This window comes from Streptomonospora sp. PA3 (assembly GCF_009728995.1).
Taxonomy (GTDB): Bacteria; Actinomycetota; Actinomycetes; order Streptosporangiales; family Streptosporangiaceae; genus Streptomonospora.
This window is the reverse complement of sequence record NZ_VTZW01000003.1, coordinates 325,709-339,198: the sequence shown is the minus strand read 5'-3', so window position 1 is coordinate 339,198 and position 13,490 is coordinate 325,709. Positions and strand designations below refer to the sequence as shown.

Annotated in this window: 11 protein-coding genes; 3 read left to right on the top strand and 8 right to left on the bottom strand. The window is 74.3% G+C overall.

The window, feature by feature from the left end; translation table 11 throughout:
- Positions 1-49: 49 nt before the first annotated feature.
- The 3 genes from FZ103_RS01930 to FZ103_RS01920 form a co-directional block, all read right to left on the bottom strand.
- Positions 50-226, bottom strand: coding sequence for a Trm112 family protein (locus tag FZ103_RS01930; protein ID WP_155998242.1), 177 nt, complete (start codon positions 224-226; stop codon positions 50-52).
- Positions 227-271: 45 nt separating this feature from the next.
- Entirely contained in the window at positions 272-1,630 is a 1,359-nt protein-coding gene (locus FZ103_RS01925; protein ID WP_186355663.1) for a phosphomannomutase/phosphoglucomutase, read from the bottom strand.
- A 154-nt stretch (positions 1,631-1,784) separates the two neighbouring features.
- Positions 1,785-2,192, bottom strand: a complete 408-nt coding sequence (locus FZ103_RS01920) for a DUF3499 domain-containing protein (RefSeq protein WP_186355662.1) — start codon at positions 2,190-2,192, stop codon at positions 1,785-1,787.
- A 161-nt stretch (positions 2,193-2,353) separates the two neighbouring features.
- Between FZ103_RS01920 and FZ103_RS01915 the strand changes: the two genes are divergently transcribed.
- On the top strand, positions 2,354-2,779 hold the full coding sequence (locus tag FZ103_RS01915) for a metallopeptidase family protein (protein WP_186355726.1): 426 nt from the start codon (positions 2,354-2,356) through the stop codon (positions 2,777-2,779).
- Between the two features lie 22 nt (positions 2,780-2,801).
- Here the strand turns inward: FZ103_RS01915 and FZ103_RS01910 are convergent, their stop codons facing one another.
- From FZ103_RS01910 to FZ103_RS01890, 5 genes are all read right to left on the bottom strand, one after another.
- On the bottom strand, positions 2,802-3,062 hold the full coding sequence (locus FZ103_RS01910; RefSeq protein WP_155998239.1) for a hypothetical protein: 261 nt from the start codon (positions 3,060-3,062) through the stop codon (positions 2,802-2,804).
- A 196-nt stretch (positions 3,063-3,258) separates the two neighbouring features.
- A complete protein-coding gene (locus FZ103_RS01905) occupies positions 3,259-4,692 on the bottom strand; it encodes a DUF5719 family protein (protein ID WP_186355661.1) in 1,434 nt (477 codons plus the stop codon).
- Positions 4,689-7,952, bottom strand: a complete 3,264-nt coding sequence (locus FZ103_RS01900) for a glycosyltransferase family 2 protein (protein WP_343233332.1) — start codon at positions 7,950-7,952, stop codon at positions 4,689-4,691. The genes FZ103_RS01905 and FZ103_RS01900 overlap by 4 nt, the downstream gene beginning before the upstream one ends.
- Before the next feature lie 622 nt (positions 7,953-8,574).
- Positions 8,575-8,862, bottom strand: a complete 288-nt coding sequence (locus tag FZ103_RS01895) for a WhiB family transcriptional regulator (RefSeq protein WP_040272150.1) — start codon at positions 8,860-8,862, stop codon at positions 8,575-8,577.
- Between the two features lie 230 nt (positions 8,863-9,092).
- Positions 9,093-10,616, bottom strand: coding sequence for a hypothetical protein (locus FZ103_RS01890; protein ID WP_155998237.1), 1,524 nt, complete (start codon positions 10,614-10,616; stop codon positions 9,093-9,095).
- A gap of 533 nt (positions 10,617-11,149) precedes the next feature.
- Between FZ103_RS01890 and cofD the strand changes: the two genes are divergently transcribed.
- Positions 11,150-12,124, top strand: coding sequence for a 2-phospho-L-lactate transferase (gene cofD, locus FZ103_RS01885; RefSeq protein WP_155998236.1), 975 nt, complete (start codon positions 11,150-11,152; stop codon positions 12,122-12,124).
- Complete coding sequence (locus tag FZ103_RS01880; RefSeq protein ID WP_155998235.1) at positions 12,121-13,416, top strand: coenzyme F420-0:L-glutamate ligase; 1,296 nt, start codon at positions 12,121-12,123, stop codon at positions 13,414-13,416. Before cofD ends, FZ103_RS01880 begins: the two co-directional genes overlap by 4 nt.
- The last annotated feature ends 74 nt before the right edge of the window (positions 13,417-13,490 follow it).

Here is a 13,490-nt window from a genome sequence, read left to right as displayed (position 1 = left end):
CCAGATCAGGGGCTGCGGTCTGGCCGGCCTCCGCGGCGCCGCGCCCGGCTCAGCCGATGGCGCGGGCCTCGTCGACCAGCAGCACCGGGATGCCGTCGCGGATGGGGTAGGCCAGTCCGCTCTCGTCGCAGACGAGCTCGCCCGCCTCCTCGTCGAGCCGCAGCGGCGCCTTGCTCTTGGGGCAGGCCAGGATCTCCAGCAGCCAGTCGTCGATCTTCGCGGTCATCGCCGTCTTTCCCGTCCGGTGGTCGTGGGGTTGCCGGGCGCCCGGTCAGGCGCGGACGACGGCGAGCACGTCGTCGCGCAGCTTCGCCATCGCCGCGGCGTCGGGGGCCTCGACGTTGAGCCGCAGCAGCGGCTCGGTGTTGGATGCGCGCAGGTTGAACCAGGAGCCGTCGGCCAGGGTCGCGGTGAGTCCGTCGAGGTGGTCGATCCGGGCCTGGTCGGAGTAGGCCCGCTCCACGGCGCGCATGCGCCCCTCCTGGTCCGCGACCTCGGAGTTGATCTCGCCCGAGGCCGCGTAGCGGGTGTACTCCGCTGTGATCTCCGACAGCGGGCGGGTGTCGGAGCCGAGCACGCGGAGCACGTGCATCGCCGCGAGCATACCGGTGTCGGCCCGCCAGAAGTCGCGGAAGTAGTAGTGGGCGGAGTGCTCGCCGCCGAAGATCGCCCCGGTCTCGGCCATGGTCGCCTTGATGAAGGAGTGGCCCACGCGGGTGCGCACCGGTTCGCCGCCGTGCTCGCGCACGATCTCGGGCACGGAGGTGGAGGTGATCAGGTTGTGGATGATCGTCGACCCGGGTTCCTTGGCCAACTCCTGCACCGCCACCAGCGCGGTGATGGCCGAGGGCGGCACGGGCTCGCCGCGCTCGTCGACGACGAAGCAGCGGTCGGCGTCGCCGTCGAAGGCCAGCCCGATGTCGGCGCCGGTCTCGCGGACCCGGGCCTGCAGGTCGACCAGGTTGGCGTAGTCCAGTGGGTTGGCGGGGTGGTTGGGGAAGGTGCCGTCGAGCTCGAAGTACAGCGGATCGATCGTCAGCGGCAGCTCCCCCAGCCGCTCGCCGCCCAGCACCGCGGGCACGGTGTAGCCGCCCATGCCGTTGCCGGCGTCGACGGCCACGCGCAGCGGCCGGCTGCCCGACAGGTCCACCAGGGAGCGCAGGTACCGGGCGTACTCGGTGAGCAGGTCGCGCTCGGTGATCGAGCCGCGGGCGCCCTCGGTGTCGGGCACGCCCCGCTCGGCCAGGCGGCGGATCTCCTGCAGCCCGCTCTCGACCCCGATCGGAGCGGCGCCGGCCTGGCACATCTTGATCCCGTTGTACTGGGCCGGATTGTGGCTGGCCGTGAACATCGCGCCGGGCATGTCCAGGTGGCCGGCCGCGAAGTAGAGCATGTCGGTGGATCCCAGGCCCGCCATCACCACGTCGACGCCCTGGCCGGTCACCCCCTCGGCGAAGGCCCGTGCCAGCTCCGGCGATGAGGGCCGCATGTCGTAGGCCACCACCGCGCTGGGCCCGCCGACCGTGCGCGCGAAGGCCGCGCCGATCGAGCGCGCCCTGGCGGCGTCGAGGGTGTCGGGGACGATCCCCCGCACGTCGTAGGCCTTGAAGATGTCGCCGAGGTCACCCACACGCTGCTCCGGATCCGTCGGTATTCGGGGCTGTCGCGGCCGGTCCGCGCCCGTCCGCCGGAGCGGCCGCGGGCGGGCGGCCTCCACATCGCCTCCAAGCTATCAAGGGCGCGCGGCGGGGTTGCGGCGCCCGGGCGGCGGCGCGGGGCCGCGCTCAGGCGTCGCGGCCGGGCCGGGCGGAGTGGGGGGAGGAGGGCGGCTCCTGCGGCCGGGTGTCGGATCTGACGACCCGCAGGTGCCCGCGCCGGTTGGTTTCGACGCCCTGGCCGACGGGCCTGTCGGCGGCCGGCGGGCGGGCGGCCTCGCGCACGGCGTCGGCGAGGGCCTCCAGGTCGTCGCTGCCGGGCCCGGCGCCGGAGGAGTCGGCGGGCAGCCGCACGACCTCCCAGCCGCGGGGCGCGGTCAGCCGCTCGGCGTGCATGGCGCACAGGTCGTAGCAGTGGGGCTCGGCGTAGGCGGCGAGCGGACCGAGCACGGCCGTGGAGTCGGCGTAGACATAAGTGAGCGTGAAGACTGCGGGCTGCCGGCACGCTGTGCGCGAGCAGCGTCGGACGACGCTCACGGGCATCGACTTTATGCCCTTCCAACGCCGCACGCCAGCATCGCCCCGCTGTGTCCGGCGCCCGGCCCCGACCCGGCGCGCGCGGCCCGCGAAGTGTCCCCGCCGCGGGTGCGGGGGCTGCATCCTGGCGGCGGATGGCATAGTCTCGAACCGTGCGACGAGTGCACCTTGATAGGGCTCAAGCCGACCGAGTACGACGCCGAGACCGGCGCGGGCGCGGGGTCCGCGGACCCTTGGCGCCGCCTGAGCTCCCCATGAGCCGCAGCCGGGCGCACGTCTTCGACGACCTGGTGCTCGATGCCGTGGAGCGGCTGGAGCGCCACTGGGCACGGGAGCTCGCCAATGTCGAGTTCCTGGTCGAGGACGTCCCGCGGGTCCCCCGCGGGGTCACCGCCGAGGACGGCATCCCCTTCTCACGGCTGGAGAGCACCAGGTCCGGCCAGGCGCGCATCATCGTCTACCGCCGACCGGTCGAGATCCGCACCCGCGATCCCGAGGAGATGGCCCTGCTCGTCTACGACACCGTGGTGGAGGAGGTCGCCAACCTGCTGGGGCTGGAGCCGGAGACGGTCGATCCCGAGACCTGACCGCCCCCGCCGGCCCCCGGGATCACAGCCGTCCGTCGGGTACCACCGACAGCACCACCCAGTGCCCGTCGGCGGTGCGGCACTCCCAGGTCACCGGCTCGCCCTTGTGCAGCCTCTGCTCGGCGAACCACTCCCGCACCACCGGGACCGACTGGCTGGCGATGCCGCGCTGATATTCGGCGTAGCGCTCGCGCAGCCAGCGGGCGGCCTCGAAGGCGCTGCCGTAGGTGCCGGAGTAGCGTTCCCGCGCCTGGCCGACCTGCTCGTAGCCGTTGAAGTCCATGGGGCTCCCTCGCACACAGCGGGCTCGGCCCCCATGGCGCCGGCGCGCCCCGCCCGCGGGGAAAGAATGCCACGCCCGCGGCCTTCGCGCATCGCCGACCCGTCGCCGCGGCCTCTGCGCCGGCGGGCGCCGGACGGTCCCCGTCCCCGCGCGCCGGGGGCCCACGCGGCCGCCGGCCGGCCGGACCGCGGTGCGCCTACGGCACGATCGCGGTGAGGGAGTCCTCGACCGCCGGAAGGGCGACCTCGGTGGGGGCGGGCAGCAGCGGCTGGACGGAGAGGGCGCTGTCGCCGCCGCTCTCGTGGGTCAGCACCCTCCCGGCGTAGACAGGCTCCCCGCCCCGGATCCGGACGGTGTACGCCTGCGCGTCCTCGGGGGCGGGGGCGTCGACCGCGGTGGTGCGGTCGGCCGCGATGTCCGCCCGGACGGGTTCGCCGGCCTGGCCGTCCTCGCCCAGCGGCGTCACGACCGCCGTCGCGGGCCGCCCCAGCGCGGCGAAGAGCAGCTGCGAGGCGGTGCCCTCGGGGCCGGCCGGCACCACGGCCGTGGCGTGCAGCGGCCCCTGCAGGGGCGGCGCGGCGGCCGCATAGGCGGTGTCGTCGCCGCCGGAGCGCGCACTGGCCACGCCGACCACGACCGGGCCGTCGGCCTCCACCACCACTGTTCCGGGGCTCTGGCCCAGCGGGTCCAGCCCGAGCGACGTGCTCGCCGCCGGGGGCACGCTCACATCGGCGAAGCTCTCGTGCTCGACACGCCCCTCGTCGGTGTAGAGGCGCACGTCGGCCGTGACCGGGGTGTCGCCGGGGGCGGCGATGAGGAGCCGCCGGTCTCCCCCGCCGGGCGGGAGGGCGGGAACGACCTGGGTTCCGGCTGGCGCGACCGCGGGCGGCACCCAGTCCTGGCCGCTGCCGCCGCGGTCGGCGAACAGGGAGGCGGCGACCCGGCCGGAGTTGGTGCGCACGTGCACCACGGCGGCGCGGCTGCCCTGGATCAGCTCCGTCAGGTCCACCTCGGCGTGGTCGTGGCCCGCCACGGAGACGCCCCGGGTCTCCTCGGAGTAGACGGGGCCTCCCTCGACGTAGACGTCGACGTTCGCGGTCGCCGCCTCCTCGTCGGGGTTGGCCAGCAGCAGCCGCAGCTCCTCCAGGTCGGTGCCGCCGGGGGCGGCGAACCAGGTGCTGATCGCGGGCTCGGGGCAGCGTACGGCGGCGGCGTAGGCGCCGTCCTCGCCGATGGTGGTCTGGGCGACCTCCAGGCCGGCCGCGGCGGCGCCGCGGGCGGTGACCGCGGTGTGCCGCTCGGCTCCGCCGGTGTCGGCGCTCCAGGGCGTCCCGGCCTCAGCGGGTTCGCCCACGGCCGCGGCCTCGCCGGAGTTCTCGGCGGCCGACAGCTCGCCGCCGCTGCCGCCGCCGGGACCGGTCGCGAACGCCGCGGCCTGGGATGCGCGGTCGTCGCCCTGCGGCGGCGGGCACATCCGCAGCGCCGACTGGATGGGCGCCGTGTCCGGGGACTCCGCACCGCCGGGTCCAGCGCCGACGCCGCGGGTGGCGAAGGCGACGCCGAACAGCGCCGTCAGCGCGATCAGCACCAGCCCCAGCAGCGCGAAGCGGTTCTCGACGATCAGCCTCACCGGTCGCTCCCTCCGCTGTCGGCGCCGCGGGTTCCCCGCGCCGCCCGGGATCCGCGGCCGCCGATGCGGCGCGCGCCGCGGCCGCGGTGGCCGCGGGTGGCCCCGCGGGCACCGGTGGGGCCGCGCAGGCCCGACAGCGCCGGACGGCGCGGCCGGGGAGTGGGCTGGGCCTCCTCCTCGCGCAGGTCCTCCTCGGTGCGGGCACCGGGCAGCGCGAAGACGACCACGAGCACCAGCAGACCGCCCTGGACGGCCAGCCAGGTGCCGCGCAGCGGTTCGGCCTTCTCCAGGCGCAGCTGCCCGCCGCCGGCGGGCAGCTCGAAGGCGGTGAGACCGGTCGCGGTGGCGCCGGCGGCCAACCTCCGGCCGTCGAGCGTGGCGCTCCATCCCGTTCCGGCGGGTTCGGCCAGGACCAGCGTCCGCCCGGCGGATCCGGGCGACAGCCGGTAGGCGGCCGGGGCGGCGTCGCCGTGGCGCCGGAGCACTGTGGCTCCGCCGTCGCCGGTGACGCGCAGCCGCCCGGTGGGCTCGTCCAGCCGCCACAGCCCGAACCTGTCGGTCAGCAGCACGCGGGATACGCCGGGCACCCCGTCGAGGGTGTCGACGGGGGTGGCTGCGGTGCCGTCGGAGGCGGGCGGGCGGGGCATGAGCACGTAGCCGATGCCCAGGTCGGCCAGGTCCCGGGCCTGGTCGCCGCCCTGTCCGGAGACCAGCCCGGCGACCACCTCGTCCAGGGCCTCGCGCGTGGGCGCGGAGGTGGGGAGCTGCCCCTCGCCGATGCGGGGTTCACGGCCGCGCAGCACCGCATAGCGCACGGGGCCCTCGGGCTGCGGCGAGACGACGAGTGCGCGGGCCTGGCGGTCGTCGTTACTGATGGTGCTGAGCATGCCGGGGATGGCCGGGCCGCCGTGGCCGGTCAGCGGCCCCTGCGCGCCCTGCCACATCCACACCCCGGCCGCGCAGACGGGCGTGGTCAGGGCGAGGACCGCCGCACCGGCGACGAACGCGCGGCGCGGCCCGCCCAGGTCCCACATCAGGCCGAAGGACTGGGCGGTGGTGGCCCCCGACAGCAGCATGGCGGTCGCCGCGAACGCCAGGGCGACGCCGGGCCAGGCCGGTGCGGCGGGGCCGCCGTACCAGGGCTCGACGGGTATGCGGCTGACGACGATGGCGACCAGGATGCCGAAGAGGGCGACGCTCCAGCCCACGGCCACGAGCATGCGGTGGCGCAGGAGCAGCAGCGCGAACAGGGCGGCGGCCAGGAACCCGGCCGTGATCCAGACCGGCGGGCTGCCGGGGCCGCCGGGCGAGAGCATCAACAGCTGCTCGGCGCTGGGCGGGGGCGCCGAGAGCTCGGGCCGGTGCAGCCCGGCCTCCAGCAGCCACAGGGAGGGGTGCAGGAAGAGCTCCAGCGACCAGGGCAGCAGCAGCACCAGCGGCACGCCCAGCGCGATGGAGACGCTGGTGTAGAGGCGGCGGCCCAGGTGGCCGTAGGCGACCGCCACCAGCACGCCGGTGACCAGTGCCAGCAGCCACAGCAGCGGAACGAAAGCGGTGCCGGCGGCGATGAACAGGGCCAGGGCCCAGGCGGTGCGGCGCGATTGGCGCGGCGGCAGGGTGAGCAGCCGGGTGAGCAGGATGCCCAGCACGGGAAGGAGCGCGTGGACCAGCGCGGTACCCAGCCGCCCCTGGGCCACCGCACCGGTGGCCATGGGCAGCAGAGCGTAGGAGCCGGCCATCCACACCTGGGCGGGGCGGAAGTTGAGCACGCGCCGCGCCAGCAGGTAGGCGGTGAAGCCGGCCAGCGGGACGCAGCCCAGCAGGATGACCGTCACCGCCAGCCACGGCTTGCCCAGCATCAGGGTCGACAGCAGCGCCAGCAGACCGACGTAGGGCGGGGCGGGAGCGCCCGCGCCCGCTCCGACCTCGGGGTGGCCGGTGAGGTAGAGCTGCCACAGGTCCGCGGCTCCGCCTTGGACGGGCGGGAGCGCGCCGCCGGCCAGTTCGGCGCCGAACAGCAGCGAGCGCTCGGCGACCAGCGTGATGACGGTCAGTGCGCTGACGAGCAGCACTCCGGGACTGGTCAGGGCGCGGCGCAGCAGGCTGTGGTCGTCGGCGAGCGGGTCCTCGTCGTCGGGCGGGGGCGCGGTGACGGCCTGGTGGCGGCCGGGGGTGTCCAGGCCGGGGGTGCCCGCCACCAGGTTGGCGACGGCGTCGGTGAACTGCCGCAGCGCCACGCCGCGCGCCAGGAACGGCCGGATGGCGCTGTAGGTGCGCCGGCGGTTGCGGCGGCGCCGCAGGCGGGCGCGGATCAGCCGTCCGGGCATGAGGTAGACCGCGGCGATGGCCACGGCCTCGTCGAAGGCGTTGGCCGGCTGCTTGGCGACGATGTACATCAGCACCCGCAGCAGCGAGGCGAAGGTGTTGCGCACGAACGCCGCGAGCATGCCGCCCATGGGCAGGTTGGCCAGCAGCACGAACACGGCGTTGCGGCGGTCCAGGCGGCGCGGGTGGTCGCTCGCGGCGCTGATGCGCCGGCGGCGGCGGGCGGCGGCCTCGGCGTGGTAGGCCACGGCGTCGGTCACGACGAGGACGCGGTGGCCGGCGCCCCCGGCGCGCCAGCAGAAGTCGATGTCGTCGCGGAAGACGGGCAGCCCGCGGTCGAAGCCGTCGAGCTGGTCCCACACGTCGCGGCGGACCAGCATGCCGGCGCTGGAGACCGCCAGCACCGGCCGTGTGCCGTCGTGCTGGCCGTGGTCGAACTCGCGCTGCTCCAGGCCGGTCTCGCGGCGCCCGGCGCCGTCGATGGTGACGCCGGCCTCCACGAGCAGGCGGCGGTCGAACCAGTCGCGCAGCTTGGGGCCGAGCACGGCGGCGCGGGGGTCGTCGTTGGCGGCCAGCAGTAGGTGCTGGAGGGCGTCGGGCTCGGGGGTGCAGTCGTCGTGGATCAGCCAGATCCACTCGGTGGCGTCGGGGGCGGCTCCGGGAAAGGCGGCGCGGGCGCGCGGCATGTCCAGCGCGGCGCGCACGGCGTCGCCGAAGCCGGTGGAGCGGTCCAGCGTGGCGATGGCGTCGGGAGCGATGAAGTCGGCGAGGATGCGGCCGCTGCGGTCGCGGCTGCCGGTGTCGACGCCGATGACGCGCTGGACCGGCCGGGACTGCTCGCGGACGGCCTCCAGCGTCTCCGGCAGCCAGCGCGCGCCGTCGTGGGTGACGATGACGGCTGTGACGATGTGGCGAGCCGGATCCAGGGGTAGCACGGCTGGTGTTCGCTCTCGGGGTTCGAGGTCGGGACGGCGCGCCCGGTCGGGGCTCGGGCGCTGACGGCAGAACACCCTATGGCACATGCGGGAGCGATCATGCCCCCGTGCCGAGGGCGTCTGGGGACGGACAGACGGCAGGTCGACGGGTTGTTCAGGTGCTTCGCGCAACCGGAGAACCGGCACCGCTCGGGCGGTCTCCCGGGGCGCCGGCGGCCTTGCGCCCACCGGCAGGGCGGCGCCGAGCGACCGGCGGGCGGGGTCAGGCGGCAGGGCCCGCGTTCCGCTCCCTCGTGGCCGTCACCACGACTTCAATGTACTTACCGGCGACGGCCGGGGCCACTCGGCCCTGCGGGGCCGGGATGGCGGCGCGGCGACGGCGGCGCGGCGGGAGCGCCGGAGCGGACGAGTCCCCCGGTCCGGGCGGTTCTCGCTCGGAAACCGCATCACCCGCGGGAACGGGCTATCGGCTTCTTGCTCGGGTTCGGCGGAGCAGCGCTCCGTGTCTCCGGGCGGACCTCGCCCGTATTGCCGCGGTTAGCAGGACAAGCGTAAAGCGCGTATAAAAAACGCGCGCCCCGGGCGGAAACCCAGGGCACGCGTTCAGCGGTGCCGGGAGCGGTCACAGCATGTCGGCGAGGAAATCGAAATCCTGGCCGGCTGCTTTCTTGAGCCGCCGCCGCTCGCGTTCGGAGAGTCCCCCCCAGATGCCGAAGCGCTCATCGTGCTCCAGCGCATATTCCAGACACTCCGCCCGCACCTCGCATGACAGGCAGACCTTCTTCGCCTCCCGCGTCGAGCCGCCCTTCTCGGGGAAGAACGCCTCGGGGTCGGTCTGCGCGCACAGGGCGCGCTCCTGCCAGCCCAGATCTTCATCTGCGCCGTGCGCCAGCGGGATGACCTCGCTCATGCGCACCTCCTATTGCCCCCCTAGATGTACCCTCCCATTCGACCCCCGGGAGGGTGGAATCACACCTGGAAATTACACGCGTGCGACTCGGGATACGTCAAGCGCGCTACGTGGTAATCCCCTGAATATCATGTAACAAACGACCGCCGGGCGTCTACCCGTCTACGTCTGCTTCAGCGGATTACCACGCAATTGTGCGGCGTGCGGCAATCCTGGCGAGGGGCGCCGGCTCAGCGCCGGTCGTCGCGGTACCAGCTCTGCGGGTTGTCGGTGCCCTCACCGGGCTGCTGGCCGTAGGGCGGGTCGTAGACGGGGTCGATCGCCTGGGTCTGGTCGGTGGGTGCGGAGTCGTCCGAGAAGAACGGCTCCAGCGGCGTGTCGCGCCGCGGCTCGGCCGCAGCATCGGGCTGCTCGGCCGGCTGCTGATACCACCCGTATTGGATCGCGTCCTGTGCGGCCTTCTCCCCCTCACTGCCGGGCTGGGGTGCGTACTGGGCGGGGTCGTAGGGCGAGCCGTACGCCGACTGGCCGCCGGTGCCTGCACCGTAGGCCTGCTGGCCGCCGGTCCCGGTGCCGTAGGCCGGCTGACCGCCCGTGCCCGCGCCGTAGGGCTGCTGCCCGCCGGTGCCGGTTCCATACGTACTCTGCGCGCCGCTGCCCGTACCGTAGGCGTCGTAGCCGGACTGGTAGCCGTGCCCGTACCCCTGCTGCTGCCAGTCCTGGCCGTAGGACGCCTGGCCCCCGCTGTGGGCCCCGGTCTGATAGACGTCCTGGCCGGAACCGGCCTGCGGGTAGGCCTCGCCCGGCTGAGCGCCCCAGCTCTGGGTGTAGGACGCCTGGCCGCCGCTGCCCGTGCCGTAGGCGGGCTGGGCCATGGGGTCCTGCGCGCCGTAGCCGTGGCCGGCCAGCGGGTCGGTGCCGTAGGGCTGCTGCTGGGCGGGGTCGGCGCCGTAGGCCGGCTGGACCGTCGGGTCCTGCGTGTAGCCCTGCCCCGCCGGTACGTCGGCGCCGTAGGCCGGCTGGGCCGCCGGGGCCTGCGTGTAGCCCTGCCCGCCCCCGTAGGGCTGCTGCTGGCCGGGGTCGTAGGCGCCCGGCTGAGCCGTGGCCGCGCCGTAGGCCGGCTGGCCGGTCCAGTCCTGCTGCTGGGGCTGCTGGTAGGAGGGCTGCCCGCCGGTCGGGTAGCCCTGCTGGGCGAACGGCTGCTGGCCGCCGGTCTGGGGCGCGAACGACTGCTGGGCGCCGGTGGGCGGCGGGAATCCGGGCTGACCGCCCATCGGCATCTGCTGCTGGGGCGCCGAGCGCGGCACGAGCGCGTGGTCGCCGAACACTCTGAGCATGAACAGCCCGGCGAAGACGGCCACCGCCAACTGGCCGCCGATCCGCAGGAAGGCGGTGAACCCGTCGGCGAGCTCATTCGTCTCGTTGGCGTCGATGAAGCCCATGATCACGCCGATGACGCCCATCAGGGCGGCCAACCCGGTCAGGATGAGCGCGACGAGCACCACGGGGAAGTTCACCGACGTCTTCGACGGAGCGGTGGCCACCAGGGCGACGGCCGCCACCAGCAGTCCGATCAGCACCGGCCCGTAGAAGTGGTCGGACCCCACGCTGGTGAAGTTCGCCGCGATCGAGGAGTCGTAGGTGACCCCGTGGCCGAAGATGTAGATCAAACCGCCGAGCATGTGTGCAGCCACAGCACCGAGCAGGGCCCAGGCAGCGGGCACCCGCAGGCGGTTGAGTGCTTCGTTGTTCAAGAGAGGTTCCCCTCCGGTGCTTCACCGTCGCGTCCGTCGCGCCGGTTGCAGCTTTCCATATCAACGGATTCCCTGCCCGTCGCCCACCACCGCCCCTAACGGAGCCGCTGCGCGACACGCATTCACTGTGCCCGTCGCCCACCACCGCCCCTAACGGAGCCGCTGCGCGACACGCATTCACTGTGCCCGTCGCCCACCACCGCATCGGAGTGGCACCGCGCGCCGGGCCGGCTTGCCGCGGTCGGGCAGGAGCCGCGGTCTCCCCTATGCCGCCCGGCGGCGATCAGGAGGTCGCCGGACGACCGAGGGGGATCCCGGGTGAAAGACGCCGCCGTGTCGGCGGCGGCGGCCACGCCGATCGTGCCGTACCGGCCCGTCGCAGGTCCCCGCATGTCCGTATCCCGGTCGCGCGGAGATCGTTCCGGGCGTGCGGCCACTCTGGGAGGAGGCGCTGGGCGCCGGAGTGCTTCGTGCTCCCCGCGGGGGCGGAGAGGATGGCACATACACCACCACAGCCTGCCAGACTTGAGCTCATGCGGATAGTCGTACCGGCCGGCGGTATCGGGGGCGCGCGGTTCCTGCGCGGTTTGAAGGCAGTACTGGAAGCGGGAGCCGATCCCGCAGGCGAAGAGCCCGCCATCACGGTCATCGGCAACACGGGCGATGACATCACACTTTTCGGACTGCGTATTTGTCCGGATCTGGACACTGTGATGTACACGCTCGGCGGTGGAATCAACGAGGAGCAGGGCTGGGGGCGCGCCGACGAGTCCTTCACCCTCAAAGAGGAGCTCGCCGCCTACGGCATGCAGCCCACCTGGTTCGGGCTGGGCGACCGCGACGCGGCCACCCACATCGTCCGAGCGCAGATGATGGCCGCGGGCTACCCCCTCTCCGCGGTCACCGAAGCGCTGTGCGACCGCTGGCGTCCGGGGGTGCGCCTGCTGCCCATGACCGACGACAGGGTGGAGACCCACGTGGTCGTCGACGACGGCGACGGCGGCCGCCGCGCCATCCACTTCCAGGAGTGGTGGATCCGGCACCGCGCCGCGCTGCCGGCCCGCGAGATCATCGGCGTGGGCGCGGACCGGTCGAGCCCGGCGCCCGGCGTGCTGGAGGCGATCGCCGAGGCCGATGTGGTGCTGCTGCCCCCGTCCAACCCGGTCGTGAGCATCGGGTCGGTGCTGGGCGTGCCCGGCATCCGCGAGGCCCTGGAGCGGTCCACCGTGGTAGGGGTGTCACCGATCATCGGCGACGCTCCGGTGCGCGGCATGGCCGACGCCTGCCTGAAGGCGATCGGGGTCGAGACCGGTGCGCAGGCCGTCGCCGAGCACTACGGTCCCCGTCTGCTGGACGGGTGGCTGGTCGACAAGGCCGACGAGGGCGCCGCCGTCGAGGGGGTGGAGGTCCGTTCGATGCCGCTGTACATGAGCGATCCCGAGTCGACCGCCGCGATCGCCCGGGCGGCGCTGGATCTCGCGATGGAGTTGAAGGGGCGGACGCGATGACGGATGCGCCGGTAGAGGGGCTTGCGGTCCTTGCGGTGAAGGGCCTGCCGCAGGTCCGCCCCGGTGATGACCTCGCCGGGCTGGTCGCCGCCGCGGCGCCCGACCTGCGCGACGGCGACGTGCTGGTGGTGACCTCCAAGATCGTCAGCAAGGCCGAGGGGCGCATCGCCGAGACGGACCGCGAGTCCGCCATCGACGCCGAGACCGAGCGGGTGGTGGCGCGGCGCGGCGCCACCCGGATCGTGCAGACCCGCGGGGGCCTGGTGATGGCGGCCGCCGGAGTGGACGCCTCCAACGTCGAGCCGGGGCGCGTGCTGCTGCTGCCCGAGGACCCCGACGCCTCGGCGCGCGCGCTGCGGGCGGGGCTGCGCGAGCGGCTCGGGGTGCGCACCGCGGTGCTGGTCAGCGACACCTTCGGGCGCCCGTGGCGGGTGGGCCAGACCGACGTCGCCATCGGCGCCGCGGGTATCGGCGCGCTGCGGGACCTGCGCGGCGGCACCGACTCCTACGGCAACGTGCTGGAGTCGACCCTGATCGCGGTCGCCGACGAGATCGCCGGTGCGGGCGAGCTGGTCAAGGGCAAGGCCGATGGGGTACCCGTGGCGGTGGTGCGCGGGCTGGGACACCTGGTCGCCGACGCGGACGGCCCCGGCGCGGCCGAGCTGGTCCGGCCTGCCGACGAGGACCTGTTCCGCTACGGTTCGCGCGACGTGGTTCCGGCGCGCCGCACGATCCGCGAGTTCACCGGCGACCCCGTCGATCCCGAGGCGGTGCGCCGGGCGGTGGCCGCCGCGGCCACGGCGCCTGCGCCGCACCACACGACGCCGTGGCGGTTCGTGCTGGTGGAGTCGGAGGCGGTGCGCACCCGGCTGCTGGACGACATGCTCGCCGCCTGGGTAGCCGACCTGGTGCGCGACGGCTTCAGCGAGCAGCAGATCATGCGCCGCACCCGCCGCGGCGACGTGCTGCGCCGCGCTCCCTACCTGGTGGTGCCCTGCCTGGTCGCCGACGGCGCCCACCCCTACCCCGACGAGCGGCGGGCCTCGGCGGAGCGGTCGATGTTCCTGGTCGCCATGGGGGCCGGCGTGCAGAACCTGCTGGTGGGGCTGGCCATGGAGGGCCTGGGTTCGGCGTGGGTCTCCTCGACGATGTTCTGCCCCGATGTCGTGCGCTCGGTGCTGGAGCTGCCCGCGGACTGGCAGCCGATGGGCGCGGTGGCCGTCGGGCACGCCGCTGAGCCCCCGAAGGACCGGCCGCCGCGCGATCCCGACGCGTTCGTGACGGTGCGCTGACCGGGGACGCCTCGTTCGGCGGCGGTTCCGGGCGCGACTGCCGCCCCGTGTCCGGAACCGCCGCAACTTTCCGG

What these genes read in the sequence shown, in the direction of transcription:
- FZ103_RS01930 (WP_155998242.1), bottom strand. Translation starts at nt 226, where the DNA reads ATGACCGCGAAGATCGACGACTGGCTGCTGGAGATCCTGGCCTGCCCC.
- FZ103_RS01910 (WP_155998239.1), bottom strand. Translation starts at nt 3,062, where the DNA reads ATGGACTTCAACGGCTACGAGCAGGTCGGCCAGGCGCGGGAACGCTAC.
- FZ103_RS01895 (WP_040272150.1), bottom strand. Translation starts at nt 8,862, where the DNA reads ATGAGCGAGGTCATCCCGCTGGCGCACGGCGCAGATGAAGATCTGGGC.
- cofD (WP_155998236.1), top strand. Translation starts at nt 11,150, where the DNA reads ATGCGGATAGTCGTACCGGCCGGCGGTATCGGGGGCGCGCGGTTCCTG.
- FZ103_RS01880 (WP_155998235.1), top strand. Translation starts at nt 12,121, where the DNA reads ATGACGGATGCGCCGGTAGAGGGGCTTGCGGTCCTTGCGGTGAAGGGC.